This is a genomic window from Clostridium neonatale (assembly GCF_001458595.1).
GTDB lineage: Bacteria > Bacillota > Clostridia > Clostridiales > Clostridiaceae > Clostridium > Clostridium neonatale.
The window spans coordinates 266,662-282,172 of record NZ_LN890328.1 but is presented as its reverse complement, the minus strand read 5'-3'; the positions used below and the strand labels follow the sequence as shown (position 1 = coordinate 282,172).

The following is a 15,511-nucleotide window of genomic DNA, read 5'->3' as shown; positions in this document are numbered from 1 at the left end:
ACTACATTTTAGCATAATAATCATTATAAGTTTACTCTAAATTTGAAATAGTGCTTATAATCCTTCATTAAATAGTATATAAAACTATTATTTAAGATTATAAGCACTACTATTCATAAAAATATGTATAAATAATAAATTAAATATTATTTATGCTAATTTAGTTTATTGGACCAGCTTTTTCATTTCCTGTCTTAGCTTTTCCTTGTATTTCTGTTGGTATATCTTTTACAGAGTTTTTGTGATGATTCATTTTGTGATTACTTTCTGTTCCATGTGCATCACTTGGATCTGGTCTTCGCATACCTGCTTTAGCCATGAAATTCATCTCCTTTTAAATAACCTTCAAATTTAGTATTTAAAAAGAGATTACAAAGTATTCATATAAAATAAATACTTTTGTTAATTTTAAAAATTATTTTTCATTTTCAATCCACTTATTCCATATTTCTAAATCAACACCAACAGTTGCTTCTTTTCCATTTCTAACAACTGGTGTCTTCATTATTTTTTGATTTTTAAGCAAAACTTCAGCTTTCACTTCTGCACTTCTAATATTCCCCAAATTAGATTTTGCATATTCCTTTGCTTTTGTATTTATTAATTCATTTATTCCTACAGCTTTGCATACATTATTAAATTCACCTTTGCTCATTTCTTTTTCATTTAAATCAATAAGTTGATATTTTATTTTTCTTTCTTTGAAAAATCTTTCTGCCTTTTTAGTATCAAAACATTTTTTAGTTCCAAATATCTGTATATTCATTAGTTCTCTCCTATTTGTTAAATTATAATGATAATTATTTTTGTAATATTCTGCCAATACAGAACCATGTCTATTATAGACATAAACATATATAATCTTTAAAATTACTACCCTATAATTATTCCAATTAAAATTATAGATATTATTTCTGTATCTATATATCTAATTATATTTGCTTTCTTCTCTGTCTCAAAATCTCTTTCTAAAATTACTTTTTCATCAGCTTTAACCTTTTTAGAGAATTTTATACCAATAATTATCTCACTAATAATATAAGATATAAGTGGATAAAGTACAATAACTAATACTACAGTTATATATGCTACTTCCATGTTTGATACAAATGCAAAGCATAATGTAAATATGCATAAAACAATAAAAAGTATAGCCATTATAAAAATTTATTTCCTATTTAACATGTTAATTTTATCTTAATCTTTTATCTACGCACTAACTTAATATTCACATGTATTTCCACTAAATCTAGAATTATTATCTATAATTATTATGTTGAATCCTGCTATGGAATTATAATGATATTTAATAAAAATTCTACTCTAAATAAACTTTTTTCAAAAAAGGTACCCAAATCGACTAATATTGATTGTATTATATAGCGACAAGGGGATAAAACGAAATATATTTCGAATAATATTTAATTTAATAATACTTTTTACGCATATATGCTTATAAGATTTTGACTACTATTTTGGGAGGAATAAATATGATAAAAAGAGTAAATAAATTAACAAGCGGATTACTTGCTGCTGCTTCAGTAATTTCATTAGTACCTAGTACAAGCGCTTTTGCAGCAGACTATAAAAGAATTTCTTCAGAGGATGGGACAATCTATAATGCAGTAGCATATAAAGATGGGACATTCTATTTAGATGGAGACATAAATGATAAAGAAGCAACTTACTTCTTAAATAATGGAAAATATAATAAATTAGATGATATTGATACTGGATCTGATCTTGAAATATATGGTGAAAAATACATCAACTTTGAAAATGGTGATTATTTCTTAGATTTATCAAATGGTAAAGTGACTGATGATGATATAGAAGAAGACAATATTGATGATGCTAGTACTGCATTAAGAAGAAAAATAAAAGATGTCGATAGATATGGTGATGACAATAGATTACCTAATTTAGAAGCTCTCCGTGGGCCTAAATTCTCATCTACTTGGTATATGACAAAAGACTATACAACAGACTCAGCCGTTACCTATACAACAAACTCAGCTGTTTCAATATTCACTGATTCAAAAGGTAACTATATTGATGCAGATTATAACCTTGGAAAAATAAAGGTTACAACAAAATCTAATAATACAGAAAAAAATGTTAATATAGAAAACACTAAAGATACTTACGATGCTGTTAATGGAAAAGATGCTATAAAAGCTTCACTTTCTAACACAAAAGTATTAGGACAAGACTCTAGTAATATCTACAGACTTGCTACAATTACTGTAAGTGTTGATGCTAGCAAATCAGCTAACACTAAAATTACAGAAATTTATGGAATGGCTGTTGATAAGAGCGATGCTTTAGTAGTTAATTCTGATGGTACTTCAGTAACATTTAAAGTAATTCAAAAGATTTCTAAAGCTCAAGCTTCTGATGATGTTGATGATGCTAAATATGCAAAGACTGTAAACAACTATGTTCTTGCAAATGATAAAGGTCAAGCTAAATCATTATTAACTGAAGCAGAAGAAGATTTCACAATCTCTAACGGAAAAGTAACAAATTATAAATTAGATGGTAATAATATTGAAGCTGTTACATTAACTTTAAAATCTAAAAATGGATTCTACTATACTGACTTTAGTGATGGCGATGATCAAGATTTAGAAAATGCTGAAGCTTATGATGTAGATGCTAATGGTAATCTATGGGCTTTAAATGGTGGATTTGTTTACAAATATGATAATGATGATTCTTGGGATAAAGTTTATAAAGTAGATGGATCTATGGAAGAAATAACTGTTTACGATGATAACAATCTTGTTGTTTGGAATGAAGATGATGAAGTTTACTCTATAATTTCAGCTAAGAGCAACTCATCTGAAGATGACAATAAAGAAGAAGATAAAAAAGCTGGTTGGGATCAAAACTCTGATGGTACTTGGGTTTACTATAAAAATGATGGAACTAAAGCTACTGGTTGGTTAGATTTAAATGGACAATGGTACTATTTAAATTCTAATGGAACTATGGCAACTGGTTGGGTTCAAGTTGGTGGACAATGGTATTATTTAAATCCAATTTCTGATGGTACTAAAGGTGCTATGAAAACAGGTTGGGTTTTAGATAATGGTCATTGGTATTACTTAAATCCAATTTCCAATGGTTATAGAGGCGCTATGCAAACTGGATGGGTTAATGTTAGTGGTACTTGGTACTATTTAAATCCAATTTCTGATGGTACTAGAGGTGCTATGAAAACAGGATGGATAAATGACAGAGGAACTTGGTACTATCTATATCCAAATGGTGCTATGGCTCATGACACAACTATAAATGGTTACAGATTAGGCTCTAACGGTGCTTGGATAAGATAATTTCTTATATTAAATAATGTTAAGATTAATCTTTAAAATAACCCTACGTTTTAAATTAATCGATTATTAAAATCTATACAATTAATAAATTAACTATTATAAAAAATTACAATTAAACTTTTGTTGATCTTAAATTAAGAAATATAACTTTTCTACCCTATAAAATATAGAACCCCACTCAAGGCTTGAGTGGGGTTTATTTTTTCATGATTAATATTAGTTTTTTATATAATTTATTCTTTCAATTTTCTGGCTTTAATTTTGGATAATGTTTTATCAAACTTATTTATTCATTTTTTCTTTTAAATTTGGTTTATTAAATAATAAGCGTACTCATGATTTTCTTTATCTACAATAATACTGTATTCATAAGAGAAGTCTTCTTTTTGTCCTAATGTTCCTATAATCATTTTATCTACCATTGGTCCTAAATTTCCGTTCTTATTCTCTATTTTTTCTTTATACTTTATATTATTTAAGTTTAATGTATTTTTTATTTTATTATATGTTTCAATTGATGATCCTTTATATAATAAGCATTTATTCCAAAACATAGAGCTTTTACCTCTTTACTTCTTCAATAATAAAATTTAATTGCTTCTTTTTTACTTGATTAAGTATAATCTATAAAGTAAATGTTATATAACTTTAAATCTTCATACTCTATTCATTAGCAGCATTGCCAATCATAAACAACCTTTGAAAAATCTCTATTTCTTAAATCTTCTTTTGAAATAGAAAATGTACAATTTCCTGAATCCCCAAACATTATTCCACAAGTGTCATCTATATCAAGCTGTAATAAGAGAAAATCATTTTCTTCAAAACCATAATCATTTTGTACAAAATATGGATATCCTCCTACTCTGCTGTCACAAGCATAACAATCATCTTGAAGTCTATTATATTGTTCTGGAGACAGGTTGTCCTCAAATAATTCATCAAATTTATCTAGTGAAGATGAAATTGGCATTTCCCTTAGTTCAAAATACATTTTTCCATTATTGCTGAAAGGTAAGCCTTCCTCATATTCATTCTCATAAGGATTTTCTCTTACCAAATCTTCTTCACTTTCCTTATAATTCTCAATATAATTTACAATAATAGGACTATCTAGGCCGTACATATCATCATTAGTAATGAAAAATTGTAGTAATCCCTTTGAAGGTAATTCATTTAAATTCTTTAGATCTGATAAATTTATTTGCGCCAAAAATGCCATTGCTTTTCCCTCATTATCCAAAGGATAATCTTCAATACATTCTAAATATGGACATCCTCCCAATTTACTATCCCAAGGTTTAGTCTCTTCAATTTTAAATGTTATTTCATTACTATACCTAGTATTCTCCATGATAATAGCTTCATGCTCTTTTAAAATCTCAGGAATCTCATATTTAATCATCACATCAACCCTCCAAATGAATATTTATTTCTATGCTAATTATAACATATCTTGTAAATAAAACATTATCCATAATCTAAATAGACCTGATCATTTCATTAATTATTTACCAGGCCATTTATTTACTTTTCTGTTTAAATTAGAGTGACAAAGCCACTTTAAGCACTTTCCTCTATTGCTTGCATCAATATATAATTTCGTTGGTAAATTTTTAAAGAATATGCTACTATAGTCATATACAGAGAATTGCTGAATTTAAAAATGGCTTATTTGCGTTGGATTAAGATTAAGATTAATATGAGATGTATTTAAATAAAACTCGTAAATTTCTATTTGCTTTCTACTATCGATTAAGATTAACATGAGATGTATTTAAATACTTTTGCATTAGTTTGGGAAATATCAAAAACATATGATTAAGATTAACATGAGATGTATTTAAATTCTATAAGACCACTTTCAAAATCATGTGAGCGTTTCGATTAAGATTAACATGAGATGTATTTAAATATATATAATACAATTGCCTATTTAATTTTAGGTACTGATTAAGATTAACATGAGATGTATTTAAATAAATGCTGAAGAAGTCTCTTTATTAAAAGAATATGCGATTAAGATTAACATTAGATGTATTTAAATTGTGTATATCCCTTATCTATTGGATTATTAGTAGTAGATTAATATTAATATAAGTAGAATAAAAACTTTAGTTAAGTCACCCAAAGTTTTTATTCTACTTATATCCAGGTAAATACGTAATATTTTTGCCACTATCCTCAGATATAGTTAATTTAGACAATTACCAAGTAAAAACACCCAAAAACCAAATAAAACAATAATTAGATAAATCTAGTAATTTTACTTGATCGTATTTCTACAGACTCATATATTAAATCATTTTATTTATCTATTTTTGCATATTTTTTCAATATTGCACTGAATTTTATTAAATAATTAATTCCCCAAAAGATTAATATAAAAAACAATAGACATAAACTTGAATTATATTTATCCCAAAAATAAATTACTATAGATACAAGTATAGCATTTAAGCAACTAAAGAATAATTGCATTTTAAAAAATTTATCATTAACTATAATAAAATTCTTATCCTTTATTGTGTAAATAACTTTTTTATTAAAATAGTAAATAATATTATAAATAACAAATAATATTGGCATAATTACACCACATATAATAAATAGCATACATATTCTCCCATAAAAGCATTTTTTAAATTATAACATATATCGAAAAATATGGCACCTTCTAATTTTCAAAGATCACTTCTTAATTATATGATATTCTTTTATCTCTTCAACTAAAGACGGTTCTGAAAGCAATTTTAAACCTGTTAACGAAAGAAGTTTTGCTCCTAGATTAATAGCATTTAATCCATCTTTTGAAACAGCTGCATCTTTAAATTCAACAGTATGAAGAGAATAATTTCCATTTGTAATTTTAATTCCTGCATGAAGTGTAGGAATTACCTGTGATACATTACCAGCATCAGTTGATGCAAATTTAATATCTCTTTCATATTCCTGTGATAATTCATTAAGATATCTTTCATAAACTTCATCCAATTTTTTATTAGGTACAAGATTATCAACTTTATTCTGGAATAAATCCATTTTGTAAGTACATCCTGTTGAGAGAGCAGCACCTTTTACTATATTTAATACTTTCTTACGGACCTCATTTACTCTTTCACGCGTATCAGCTCTTATATAAAATCTTCCACGACTATAGTCTGGAACAATATTAGGTGCAGTTCCCCCATCTAAAACAATTCCATGAATTTTTACATCTGATGTGAGATGCTGCCTTAAAGCATTTATTCCGTTATAAGTCAAAATCAATGCATCAAGAGCATTTATTCCTTGTTCAGGTGAAACTCCTGCATGAGCTGCTTTTCCAAAGAACTCAATGTCTACTGGATCTAGTGCTAAACTTTTTGGAGTAAGTGTATTCACTATATTAGGATGCGTTTCTAAAGCAATATCCACATCTTTAAAATATCCTAAATTAACAAAATCCTCTTTTGCACTTCCATTTTCTCCTCCTTCTTCTCCTGGTGTACCATAAACCCTTACTTCTCCTCCAAAATTATCTAAAAACTTTGAAAGAGCTATAGCTGCAAATACACTTATTGTTCCTATAAGGTTATGCCCACATCCATGTCCTAATCCTTCAAGGGCATCATATTCTGCAAGAAAGACGAGAACAGGTCCCTTTTTATCAGACTTTTTTACAGCTGTAAAACCAGTTCTATGGTTAGCAACATCAATTTTTACATCAAATCCATTTGCAGATAATGTATCAGCTAATAGCTTACTTGAAAAAAATTCATAATTAGACACTTCTGGTTTTTCGTGAATTTTTCTTGCTATTTCTTTATACCTTTCATCATTTTCATCTATATATTTAATAAGTTCTTCTTCATACTTTTCCATACGCACTTCCTCCTCATAATTTTATTAAGCTGAATTCATAAGTCATAAATTCATTTCTTTTCTATAAATATACTAAAAGCTCTTATAATATTTTTAAACTTGATTCATTATAGAATTATATTCTTCCTATTTTTCTTTTAATTTACTTGTGATAAAATATTTTTGAAAGTAGGTGTAAGTTATGCAAATGCAATTTGATGGAGCTGTTATTAAAGAAAGGAATGTAACTTTTGCAATAGCTGTTGTAAAACCTTCTGTTTTTGCAAGTTCTGATATAGAAGGTCTTAGGAAGGATTTTTCTCGTGTATTTCAAAATCTGCCTGTAGTTCTTATGGCACAAAATGCTCAAGGTACTGCTAGATATAGCGGAAGACGTGATCTTGTAAATTTTATATCTAAGGTACCTTTAAGCCGCATTCCATGGAAAAAGTATACTATTAATTTCTATTATTAATTGATTATTAAAATAGAAATTAATTAATATTCATATGCTTAAATTTAATATGGATGCATTCCGCTTCTTGAAAGTCCAGTATTTTCATCTAAACCAAACATCACATTTAAATTCTGGACCCCTGCATGTGCTCCTCCCTTTCCAATACTGTCTAAAACGCTGTACACAACAATTCTATTTCTCTTTTCATCAACATCAACACCAATATGACAGTAATTTGTTCCTGAAACTGCTGAAACCCATGGATATGGTTCATAAATATAGCTTGATTTTTCATTCTTTTCATAGTCTAGAATTTTGATAAAGCCTTTGCTATCATTATAAAAACTCTTATACAAATCTAAAATTTCCTTTCGTGTTACTGTTTTGTTAGGAAAACAATGTGATATTGTTAATATTCCTCTTGTAATTGGAACATAAGCAGTTGAAAAATGAACACTTACTTTATTTTGCGTAAATCTAGATAATTCTTGCTCTATCTCATATGTATGCCTATGATTTACTACATTATATGGAAGTATATTGTTTCCTATCTCTGGATGATGAACACTTATATTAAGTTCTGCTCCTGCGCCAGCTGTTCCTGAAAGACCATCCACCACTATTTTATTTGTATCTATTATTCCTTCATTTACTAATGGAGCAAGTCCAAATATTGCTGATGAAGAATAACAGCCTGGATTTGCAATAAGCTTAGCATTTTTAATTTTATCTCTTTTAAATTCAGTGAGTCCGTATATAGCCTCTTTTATAAGCTCTGGCTGAGTGTGTTTCATTCCATAGATTTCTTCCCAATCACTTATATTTTCAAGACGAAAATCTGATCCAAGGTCTATAACTTTAGTTCCTTCTTCAAGAAATTTCTGTGATAGCTCCATTGCATGGCCTGAAGGTAGTGCTAGGAACACAACATCACAAGGAGTGATTTCTTCCATTTTGCATAGCTTCATATTTAATCCATAAAAATTTCTGTGAAAGTCTGATACATATTTGTCATGTCTACTTGTTGCCCATACAGCTTCTGTTTCTGGATGTTCCAAAAGTACTCTTAACACCTCCCCACCCATATAGCCAGAAGCTCCACAAATACCAACTTTTATCATTATTTTTTCCTCCTATTTTCCTGCTACAAAAAGAAAAGCCCTAAGCTGATTTAATAATCAACTTAGGGCGAATATACAATCCGTGTTACCACCTAATTTCAGAAATAACTGCACTCAATCAGTACGAAGATTATGTATCTTTATACTGTTTTCCTTTTAACGGTAGAATCTCCGATGAAGCCTACTCATAATACACTTTCGGTTCATAGCTCCAAGACTGGTTCAATATTTTTTCATTAAAGTTTTTCACCTGGCAACTTCTCTCTGAAAAATCAAAAATATTTACTGTTTCTTTTCATAGCATTTGTAATTTATTTTTTATAATGTAACATATTTACTTTTATATGTCAATTAATACTTTTGTCAATGTTAATATTTTGTCAGTTTTAAAATGATCGATATTTTTAGTTCAAATTTTCCTATAATAGAATATATCGTATATTGGATTTCAGTTATTATTCAATATACTCTTATGCTACAAATAAAGGCAATAGCTAGGAAATCAAACCTAACTATTGCCTTTAAATTTTTCTACATATCATCATTCTTTTTACCACTTTTATCAATTGTATCTGCTAAGACTTCACCGCTATTTTCAACTGCTATTTTAAAATTTGATACTACTTTTATTAAAAATGTAGGCAAAGGCACATCTAGTTTCATTAAATTTTCTAATATTGATATTAATTCATTGATTATAAGCCATATAGATACTAAAAGTCCAAAAAATGTAGTCATTGGTATATTAATATCAATAGCTTGTGCAACATTTATTATTGTCCAATCTACAATCATTCCAACTGCTACAGCTACCCCATAGAGAAGTTTTTTTACTATCCCCCACAATCCAGTTTTGCTATTTAATACATTATTTTGAAAGGCTGATAACATTCCAGTTAGATAATCTGTAATAAGTACCGCTATTAACATGACTATTATGGGGGATAAAATTCCAAGTTTTGAGCTTAAATATGCTGATATGGCTGCAAATATTGATTTTATTAGGTTAGTTTTTTCTAATATTTTAGGTCACCTCCTTTCTTTTAGTAAAGATAAAAATTTAAATATGATATTTAGTACAGTGCAGTTTTCATAATTTTTAATAAGGTTGCTATTAGTATTAAAATTTAGGAACATTTTAAATTAATTCATCATGGAAAATATGTTAAAATAAATAATAGGTTAGGAATATTATTATTTAGAAACTTTAAAATTTCATATAGCACAAAATTCATAAATTATTTAAAATTTGCCTATTTACACAAAAGGAGATTTTTATTATGAAAAAGTTAGCATTTATCTTATTATTTTTTATAACGTTTTTTATATCATGTTCATCAGAGTCTTCTAAAGAAGAAAACAATTCTAAGATAAATAATAGTTCTGATAAATCTGTTTCAGAAAACCTTAATGAAAATAATGATTCAAAAGATACCGCTAAAAATGAAAATAATTCAACAAATAACAGTTCTGCTGCCAATGCTGAATCCAATGATAAAGATAAAAATATATCTGAAATTAATAATCAAAATGTTACAGAAAAAATTACTGACTATATTATTAATGGACAAGAAAATAAACCTGAAGCTGAAAAGTTAAAATGGAGTGAGTCATTTCTAAATAGAATTGATATTGGCTCATTATATGATCAATATATATCCAGTGGTGGAAATCCTAATGATTTAGAAAGTATTTCACAATATGTAACTTTAAATGCTCCAATTCTTAATGATTGGAAAAAATTATTTGAACGGGACCTATATAATATATATGGTCAAAAGGTAACAAAATTAGAACCTTTAGATAATGATCTATACCAAGCATATGTAAATATAGATGGTAAAGATGTTCCTTATGTGGTAGTTTCAGCAAGAACAGGATACTTTCATGGATGATGATTCATTAAAAAGTGAAAAATGATACTGTTACGTATGAAATAAATATATGGTGTTATATTATAGTTTAGTGAGAAATAACCAAAATTGAATATGTGAATTAATACCTTTTTTAAATGTATAAATAACTATTCCATTTTATTCATAACAATAATAATCCTGATACAATGAGGTTAGATGGAAAAAATAACAAAAAAAATGATTAAGGTTAAATATTTCTTAATCAATTCTTTTGACAATATAATTATATTATTTATTAAGAAGACAAAAATGTAACTTTGCTGTTTTAAAACTGTTTAATATTTATCATCATTTCTCAAATAATGATATAATGCATAAGAATATAAAGTAAGTTGATTTATGAATAATGAATAACATTATTGTTTAAAACTAAAAAATTGTAATGAAAAAATCACTTGTTAAAAATAATAATAGCTAAAATATTAGTAACTATTCCAAATCGAACACTTTATAAAAATCACTTCTATTTTAGCTATTTTATATTGTATATATATCAGAAAATTCTCTTTCTATCTTTTGTTCATTAGTTTCACCAATTACTTTTATTGTATAATCTTTATCTTCAACTAGCTGCGCTGGAAGTTCTATTATAGCTTCACATCCAACTCCTTCTTCACTTAATATTTCTATTGTTCCTCCATGAAGTTCAACAAATGATTTAACTAGATATAGTCCTATTCCAGTTCCTTCACATTCTCTTGATAAAGAACTGTTTGCCTGGCCAAATCTTTCAAATATAATACCTAGTTTACTATTTGGAATGCCTTCCCCATCATCCCGTACTTTAATTATAATCCTATCATTTTTATCACTTACAGTTACATATATATCTTTTCTATCATTACTAAATTTAATAGAATTTGATAACAAGTTTAACAATATTCTTTCTATTACTTCCTCATCATAGCTCATTATCTTTTCTTCTATATCTGTATCAAAAATTATATTAATATTTTTATCTTTCAAGTAGCTAGCAACCGATTGCACTATATTTTCAATAGTATATACAATATCGCTATTTCTCTTACTTAATTTAATAGATCCTGATTCCAATTTAGTAGTATCTAAAAAGTTATTTATCAAGCGTATTATCCTTAAACAATTTTTCTTCATTGTTTTTAAATATGCTTTACTTCTTAGAATCTTATTTTCATTAGGTAATTGAAGATCCATAGTAATCATTTGAACTCCTGAATATATAACATTAATTGGAGTTTTAAGCTCATGGGACATATTTGTAAAAAAGTTTCTAATAAGTAAATTAAATTCTTTTGTCTTATTTAAAACTTTTATATTTTCTTCTATATCTGATTCTAGGTTTTCTAAAGTTTTTTCTGAAGTTATATCTATTAAAAATGTTAATATTGTTGCTTCTTTTTTATAAACAAAAAAAGATGATGTATTACGAACTGGAATTTCCATTCCATTGCAGTCAAATATATTTTCTTCCTTAACATCCTTTATAAGGTTCTTATTTACTATATTTAAATATTTATTTTTAATCTCTTCTTGAGCCTCTTTAGAATAATGCCCATAAAAATCTATATTATCTAGGTTGCAAGAATCATCATATCCTAATAATTTTAAGGCACTTTGATTAGCATAAATAACTTTTCCTTTTCTATGTATAATAATAGCGTTTAAAGAATTTTCAAATAATATATCATAGCATATCTCATTATTAAAGAGGATAACTTTCATTTCCTCCCTCTGCTTATTTCTTTCTTCTAATTTACTGCTTAATTTATTTAATTTTTCTTCTTTCTTTTTATCAATATCCTTTACTATATCTACGTAATATCCAAGTATGTATGAAACAAATATAAATACACCAGTCATAATTAAATCTTTCTGGAATTCCATATTAATTCCATCTTTTAATGGAGCATATAACAAATCTGCTATAAGTATAATTAATGAAGAAATTACTGCTGTTATAGTTCCATATTTTGTTCCAAATTCAATGGTTATACATATTATAAGTAATAAAAATAAATATTTATATTGTTTATCACTTTCCATGCAGATATACATTGGTAAAGATATTGCTAAAATAAGAACTATATCTTCTAATATTAATCTTCTCTTTATTTTCTTACGATTTTTATCTTTTCTTCTATTTAAAGCAATCCACGAAAAATAAAATACTGCTATAAGACATAAAAAAAATGCTGATGTATATAGATTTACCCCTTGATTATTATCCATAAGATTTATCCATTCCTCAGGCAAATTAATATATATAATTATTATAATAAATACTAAAATTGAAATTTTTAAAATAGATAAGATGTTATACATTTTATTATTATATATGTTATCCTGCATTATATTCCCCCATCAATAGCTTCTAAATCAAAAAGTAAAAATTGTTACTTAAGATAATTCTCTATAACAATTTTCACTTTCTATTAATTCTAATCCTTCTTTATCTTTTTTAGGCACTTAGGCTCTTTAGGCTGATAAGTACCCCAAATACAAGCTGAAGCAGAAACTTCATAAGCCATTTTTTTGCATACATCACTTGCAGTTTTTAATAATACTTTACGGATCATATCCTCACCTCCCTTCAATAAGAAATTTTAATCCCAAATCAATTTTAGTTACTAAGAGATCTCCCATCTTGGTTAATGTAAAACTCTGCCAAAATGTTCCTATAATTAAGCACTCTATTAATTTTATATATATTACATTTCTATTTACTATATATACTAAAAGTAAGCTTATAGTTATAAATGTAATTATAAATATTAATAATATTGATTTCTTTCTAAACGATTTTTTCATACTGTCATCATCAATTGGCTTTTGGATACTATCTACAGGTGCTTTTTTCAATATTATCAACAGACTAATTATTATTAATAACACACTGAAAATAATAACTATATTTATATTTGATTTATAAAAAAACCTGTTGATAAAACCCCCAAAAATTCCAGAACTAACTGCTCCAATTATCGTACATCTCATAGGAGATGATGCATGTACTCCTCCTGAGTATTTTCTCAAAATGCTTGCTGTAATTGAAAATAGTAATGTCTCATATAATGCTCCTGTAAAAAATCCAACTATTATTACCCATAATATAGAATTTATAGTTTGAAATAAATTTATTGCTCCATATATAATGATATCTGTTTCATCTGAATCAGTATTTAAATTTGTTTTAACCATATTTCCTAATTTAAAAGCTAGTTTTTCAGTAATTGACATATTCTTTCCTCGCCTTCTTTTTTAGTAGAAGTTTTATTATAAAAATAAATACAACCATAATGATTAACGAAGGGATTCCTAATAATAATTTTTTAAAAATATTAATGCTTTCTGTATTAAAATCAATGTTCATAAGTCCCAATACATATATGTTAATAAATTCACTTAGCGACAAAATTAAAAACATAGTTAATGTACTATATATAGCTTTAATAAGCTTAATTCTAATAAAAGTTATTATTAATATATCTAAAATAATATTTATAATAATATGCACACCAAATGATATAGGCAATAGCCTTACACAAAAAGCATTTATTGACATACATATACCTGATAAAAAATATTTCCAAATAGACATATTTTTTTCTTCAGATAATAATATAATGCCATAAGTTATCATAAATGATTCAGGAATTACTCTAAATACAAATTCCAAAAAATTAAGCTGTAACATTTTATCCCCCTTATACCCTATCTATAAAAACGTCATATCACCTTTTTCAATGTTATATTTAAATAATTCTATACTTTTTTTTATATTCCTTCTTTTTTTTTACTTTTTTTTATTTAAAATACTTTTTTCATAAAATAAGTAATTAATTCAAGAAAATATATTAAAAATCGTATGCAGAATAGGGAATATTTATTTAATATATTTGTATATATCATTTATTATTACAAAATCATGAAAAAAACTGATAAACAACGAATTTTTATTCATCATCTATCAGCATTTTATTATTTTATGGGTAAATCAATTCACTCATTTTCTTAATTATCTTACTTCTAATTTTTACACAATAATCCTTATCAAATCCAAGTTCCATTCCTACCGCAACCCATGTCTTTTTTTCTCTACTAAAATATCTTAGATTTATTAATTTATATTCAATTGAATTTAGTTCTCCTAGTGCTCCTTCAATTTTCACTTTCAAATCCTTATTATATTTAAGTTTGGCTTTAAGTATATCAACCTGTTCTTTTATATATTCTTCTCTTTTTATAATTTCATTTTCTACACTTGAATTGAATGCATTTGTTTTACTTCCTCTCTGATCATATGATACAGCTTTAAGTGTTATATCATTTAATAAATTTTCTATATCTATTTGAATATTTTTTATAGCAATTTCCATTCTTTTATAATTATATAAAGCTTCTTCTGTTCTTTTTAACTTTTCCTTCATACATATCCACCTCATTTTTACACTAAATTTATCAATTTTTTTTCTTTTTGCATCTCTGTAACAAAAATTAATTTCAATTTTGTTACAGTTGAAATCCTTAATATACAAGGCCTTACATAACTTTTTGTTATGTGTAACAAAAAAATAAATATTATATGCTTATCTTTATTTTTTCAAGTTACAATAAAAACTTAAATTTATTACTTTCTATCTGTTTTAGTTTTAATATTTATTATTAGTATATTATTTTTTTATTTTGTTACAGAGGATATATTTTACACTGCAACAGCCCAATCCATGAGGCCTTAGCCTTGTAACAAAATTGTAACAAAAATAATTTTCATTAAATTCTCAAACTGTTCTTAACCCCCTAAATTACTGAGCTTTCACTTGTAACAAAATTTGTAACAAGATTTGCAATTTTTGT

General features: G+C 26.4%; 16 protein-coding genes, 1 CRISPR repeat array and 1 other annotated feature. Of the genes, 3 read left to right on the top strand and 13 right to left on the bottom strand.

Translation table 11 applies throughout. The annotated features are described in order from the left end of the window. Positions 1–160: 160 nt before the first annotated feature. The 3 genes from BN2920_RS21705 to BN2920_RS08375 all read right to left on the bottom strand — a co-directional run bounded on the left by BN2920_RS21705 (position 161) and on the right by BN2920_RS08375 (position 1,158). Positions 161–319 (bottom strand): hypothetical protein, encoded by a 159-nt coding sequence (locus BN2920_RS21705; RefSeq protein ID WP_172437789.1) that lies wholly within the window; start codon positions 317–319, stop codon positions 161–163. A gap of 96 nt (positions 320–415) precedes the next feature. After that, positions 416–766: an arsenate reductase family protein gene (locus BN2920_RS08380; RefSeq protein WP_058294570.1), complete on the bottom strand. Its 351-nt coding sequence runs from the start codon at positions 764–766 to the stop codon at positions 416–418. 107 nt (positions 767–873) lie between these two features. After that, the gene (locus BN2920_RS08375; RefSeq protein ID WP_058294569.1) at positions 874–1,158 is read right to left on the bottom strand and encodes a hypothetical protein; all 285 of its coding nucleotides are present in this window, start codon (positions 1,156–1,158) and stop codon (positions 874–876) included. Positions 1,159–1,490: 332 nt separating this feature from the next. Between BN2920_RS08375 and BN2920_RS08370 the strand changes: the two genes are divergently transcribed. Further along, complete coding sequence (locus BN2920_RS08370) at positions 1,491–3,341, top strand: PspC-like choline-binding domain-containing protein (protein ID WP_058294568.1); 1,851 nt, start codon at positions 1,491–1,493, stop codon at positions 3,339–3,341. Positions 3,342–3,643: 302 nt separating this feature from the next. Here the strand turns inward: BN2920_RS08370 and BN2920_RS08365 are convergent, their stop codons facing one another. The 3 genes from BN2920_RS08365 to BN2920_RS08350 form a co-directional block, all read right to left on the bottom strand. Then, the gene (locus BN2920_RS08365) at positions 3,644–3,895 is read right to left on the bottom strand and encodes a hypothetical protein (RefSeq protein WP_058294567.1); all 252 of its coding nucleotides are present in this window, start codon (positions 3,893–3,895) and stop codon (positions 3,644–3,646) included. Positions 3,896–4,011: 116 nt separating this feature from the next. Further along, complete coding sequence (locus BN2920_RS08360; RefSeq protein WP_058294566.1) at positions 4,012–4,746, bottom strand: YwqG family protein; 735 nt, start codon at positions 4,744–4,746, stop codon at positions 4,012–4,014. Between the two features lie 284 nt (positions 4,747–5,030). Then, positions 5,031–5,388: direct repeats of the CRISPR family, unit length 30 nt; unit sequence GATTAAGATTAACATGAGATGTATTTAAAT. Positions 5,389–6,032: 644 nt separating this feature from the next. Beyond that, the gene (locus BN2920_RS08350; protein WP_058294564.1) at positions 6,033–7,205 is read right to left on the bottom strand and encodes a M20 family metallopeptidase; all 1,173 of its coding nucleotides are present in this window, start codon (positions 7,203–7,205) and stop codon (positions 6,033–6,035) included. Positions 7,206–7,386: 181 nt separating this feature from the next. On the opposite strand from BN2920_RS08350, the gene BN2920_RS08345 reads away from it, so the two are divergent. Further along, complete coding sequence (locus BN2920_RS08345) at positions 7,387–7,659, top strand: hypothetical protein (RefSeq protein ID WP_230132072.1); 273 nt, start codon at positions 7,387–7,389, stop codon at positions 7,657–7,659. Positions 7,660–7,703: 44 nt separating this feature from the next. On the opposite strand, the gene argC is transcribed toward BN2920_RS08345, so the two are convergent. Then, positions 7,704–8,762, bottom strand: coding sequence for an N-acetyl-gamma-glutamyl-phosphate reductase (argC, locus tag BN2920_RS08340; RefSeq protein ID WP_058294563.1), 1,059 nt, complete (start codon positions 8,760–8,762; stop codon positions 7,704–7,706). A gap of 60 nt (positions 8,763–8,822) precedes the next feature. After that, positions 8,823–9,070, bottom strand: a binding site (T-box leader). 223 nt (positions 9,071–9,293) lie between these two features. Then, entirely contained in the window at positions 9,294–9,743 is a 450-nt protein-coding gene (locus BN2920_RS08335) for a phage holin family protein (protein WP_268259405.1), read from the bottom strand. 299 nt (positions 9,744–10,042) lie between these two features. Between BN2920_RS08335 and BN2920_RS08330 the strand changes: the two genes are divergently transcribed. After that, positions 10,043–10,657: a hypothetical protein gene (locus tag BN2920_RS08330; RefSeq protein ID WP_058294561.1), complete on the top strand. Its 615-nt coding sequence runs from the start codon at positions 10,043–10,045 to the stop codon at positions 10,655–10,657. 498 nt (positions 10,658–11,155) lie between these two features. Here the strand turns inward: BN2920_RS08330 and BN2920_RS08325 are convergent, their stop codons facing one another. The 5 genes from BN2920_RS08325 to BN2920_RS08310 form a co-directional block, all read right to left on the bottom strand. Further along, positions 11,156–13,006, bottom strand: a complete 1,851-nt coding sequence (locus BN2920_RS08325; protein ID WP_058294560.1) for a sensor histidine kinase — start codon at positions 13,004–13,006, stop codon at positions 11,156–11,158. Between the two features lie 89 nt (positions 13,007–13,095). Then, positions 13,096–13,233 carry a cyclic lactone autoinducer peptide gene (locus BN2920_RS20965; protein WP_083498756.1) on the bottom strand — a complete coding sequence of 46 codons (138 nt, stop codon included), beginning with the start codon at positions 13,231–13,233 and terminating at the stop codon, positions 13,096–13,098. Between the two features lie 4 nt (positions 13,234–13,237). Continuing rightward, positions 13,238–13,894, bottom strand: coding sequence for an accessory gene regulator ArgB-like protein (locus BN2920_RS08320; RefSeq protein ID WP_058294559.1), 657 nt, complete (start codon positions 13,892–13,894; stop codon positions 13,238–13,240). Next, positions 13,881–14,351 carry a hypothetical protein gene (locus tag BN2920_RS08315; RefSeq protein WP_058294558.1) on the bottom strand — a complete coding sequence of 157 codons (471 nt, stop codon included), beginning with the start codon at positions 14,349–14,351 and terminating at the stop codon, positions 13,881–13,883. The genes BN2920_RS08320 and BN2920_RS08315 overlap by 14 nt, the downstream gene beginning before the upstream one ends. A 289-nt stretch (positions 14,352–14,640) precedes the next feature. Next, positions 14,641–15,084, bottom strand: a complete 444-nt coding sequence (locus BN2920_RS08310; protein ID WP_058294557.1) for a hypothetical protein — start codon at positions 15,082–15,084, stop codon at positions 14,641–14,643. Between the last annotated feature and the right edge of the window lie 427 nt (positions 15,085–15,511).

Bases quoted from the DNA above. Each gene is read 5' to 3' on its own strand.
- BN2920_RS21705 (WP_172437789.1), bottom strand. From the start codon at position 319: ATGGCTAAAGCAGGTATGCGAAGACCAGATCCAAGTGATGCACATGGA.
- BN2920_RS08380 (WP_058294570.1), bottom strand. From the start codon at position 766: ATGAATATACAGATATTTGGAACTAAAAAATGTTTTGATACTAAAAAG.
- BN2920_RS08375 (WP_058294569.1), bottom strand. From the start codon at position 1,158: ATGGCTATACTTTTTATTGTTTTATGCATATTTACATTATGCTTTGCA.
- BN2920_RS08370 (WP_058294568.1), top strand. From the start codon at position 1,491: ATGATAAAAAGAGTAAATAAATTAACAAGCGGATTACTTGCTGCTGCT.
- BN2920_RS08365 (WP_058294567.1), bottom strand. From the start codon at position 3,895: ATGTTTTGGAATAAATGCTTATTATATAAAGGATCATCAATTGAAACA.
- BN2920_RS08360 (WP_058294566.1), bottom strand. From the start codon at position 4,746: ATGATTAAATATGAGATTCCTGAGATTTTAAAAGAGCATGAAGCTATT.
- BN2920_RS08350 (WP_058294564.1), bottom strand. From the start codon at position 7,205: ATGGAAAAGTATGAAGAAGAACTTATTAAATATATAGATGAAAATGAT.
- BN2920_RS08345 (WP_230132072.1), top strand. From the start codon at position 7,387: ATGCAAATGCAATTTGATGGAGCTGTTATTAAAGAAAGGAATGTAACT.
- argC (WP_058294563.1), bottom strand. From the start codon at position 8,762: ATGATAAAAGTTGGTATTTGTGGAGCTTCTGGCTATATGGGTGGGGAG.
- BN2920_RS08330 (WP_058294561.1), top strand. From the start codon at position 10,043: ATGAAAAAGTTAGCATTTATCTTATTATTTTTTATAACGTTTTTTATA.
- BN2920_RS08325 (WP_058294560.1), bottom strand. From the start codon at position 13,006: ATGCAGGATAACATATATAATAATAAAATGTATAACATCTTATCTATT.
- BN2920_RS20965 (WP_083498756.1), bottom strand. From the start codon at position 13,233: ATGATCCGTAAAGTATTATTAAAAACTGCAAGTGATGTATGCAAAAAA.
- BN2920_RS08320 (WP_058294559.1), bottom strand. From the start codon at position 13,894: ATGTCAATTACTGAAAAACTAGCTTTTAAATTAGGAAATATGGTTAAA.
- BN2920_RS08315 (WP_058294558.1), bottom strand. From the start codon at position 14,351: ATGTTACAGCTTAATTTTTTGGAATTTGTATTTAGAGTAATTCCTGAA.
- BN2920_RS08310 (WP_058294557.1), bottom strand. From the start codon at position 15,084: ATGAAGGAAAAGTTAAAAAGAACAGAAGAAGCTTTATATAATTATAAA.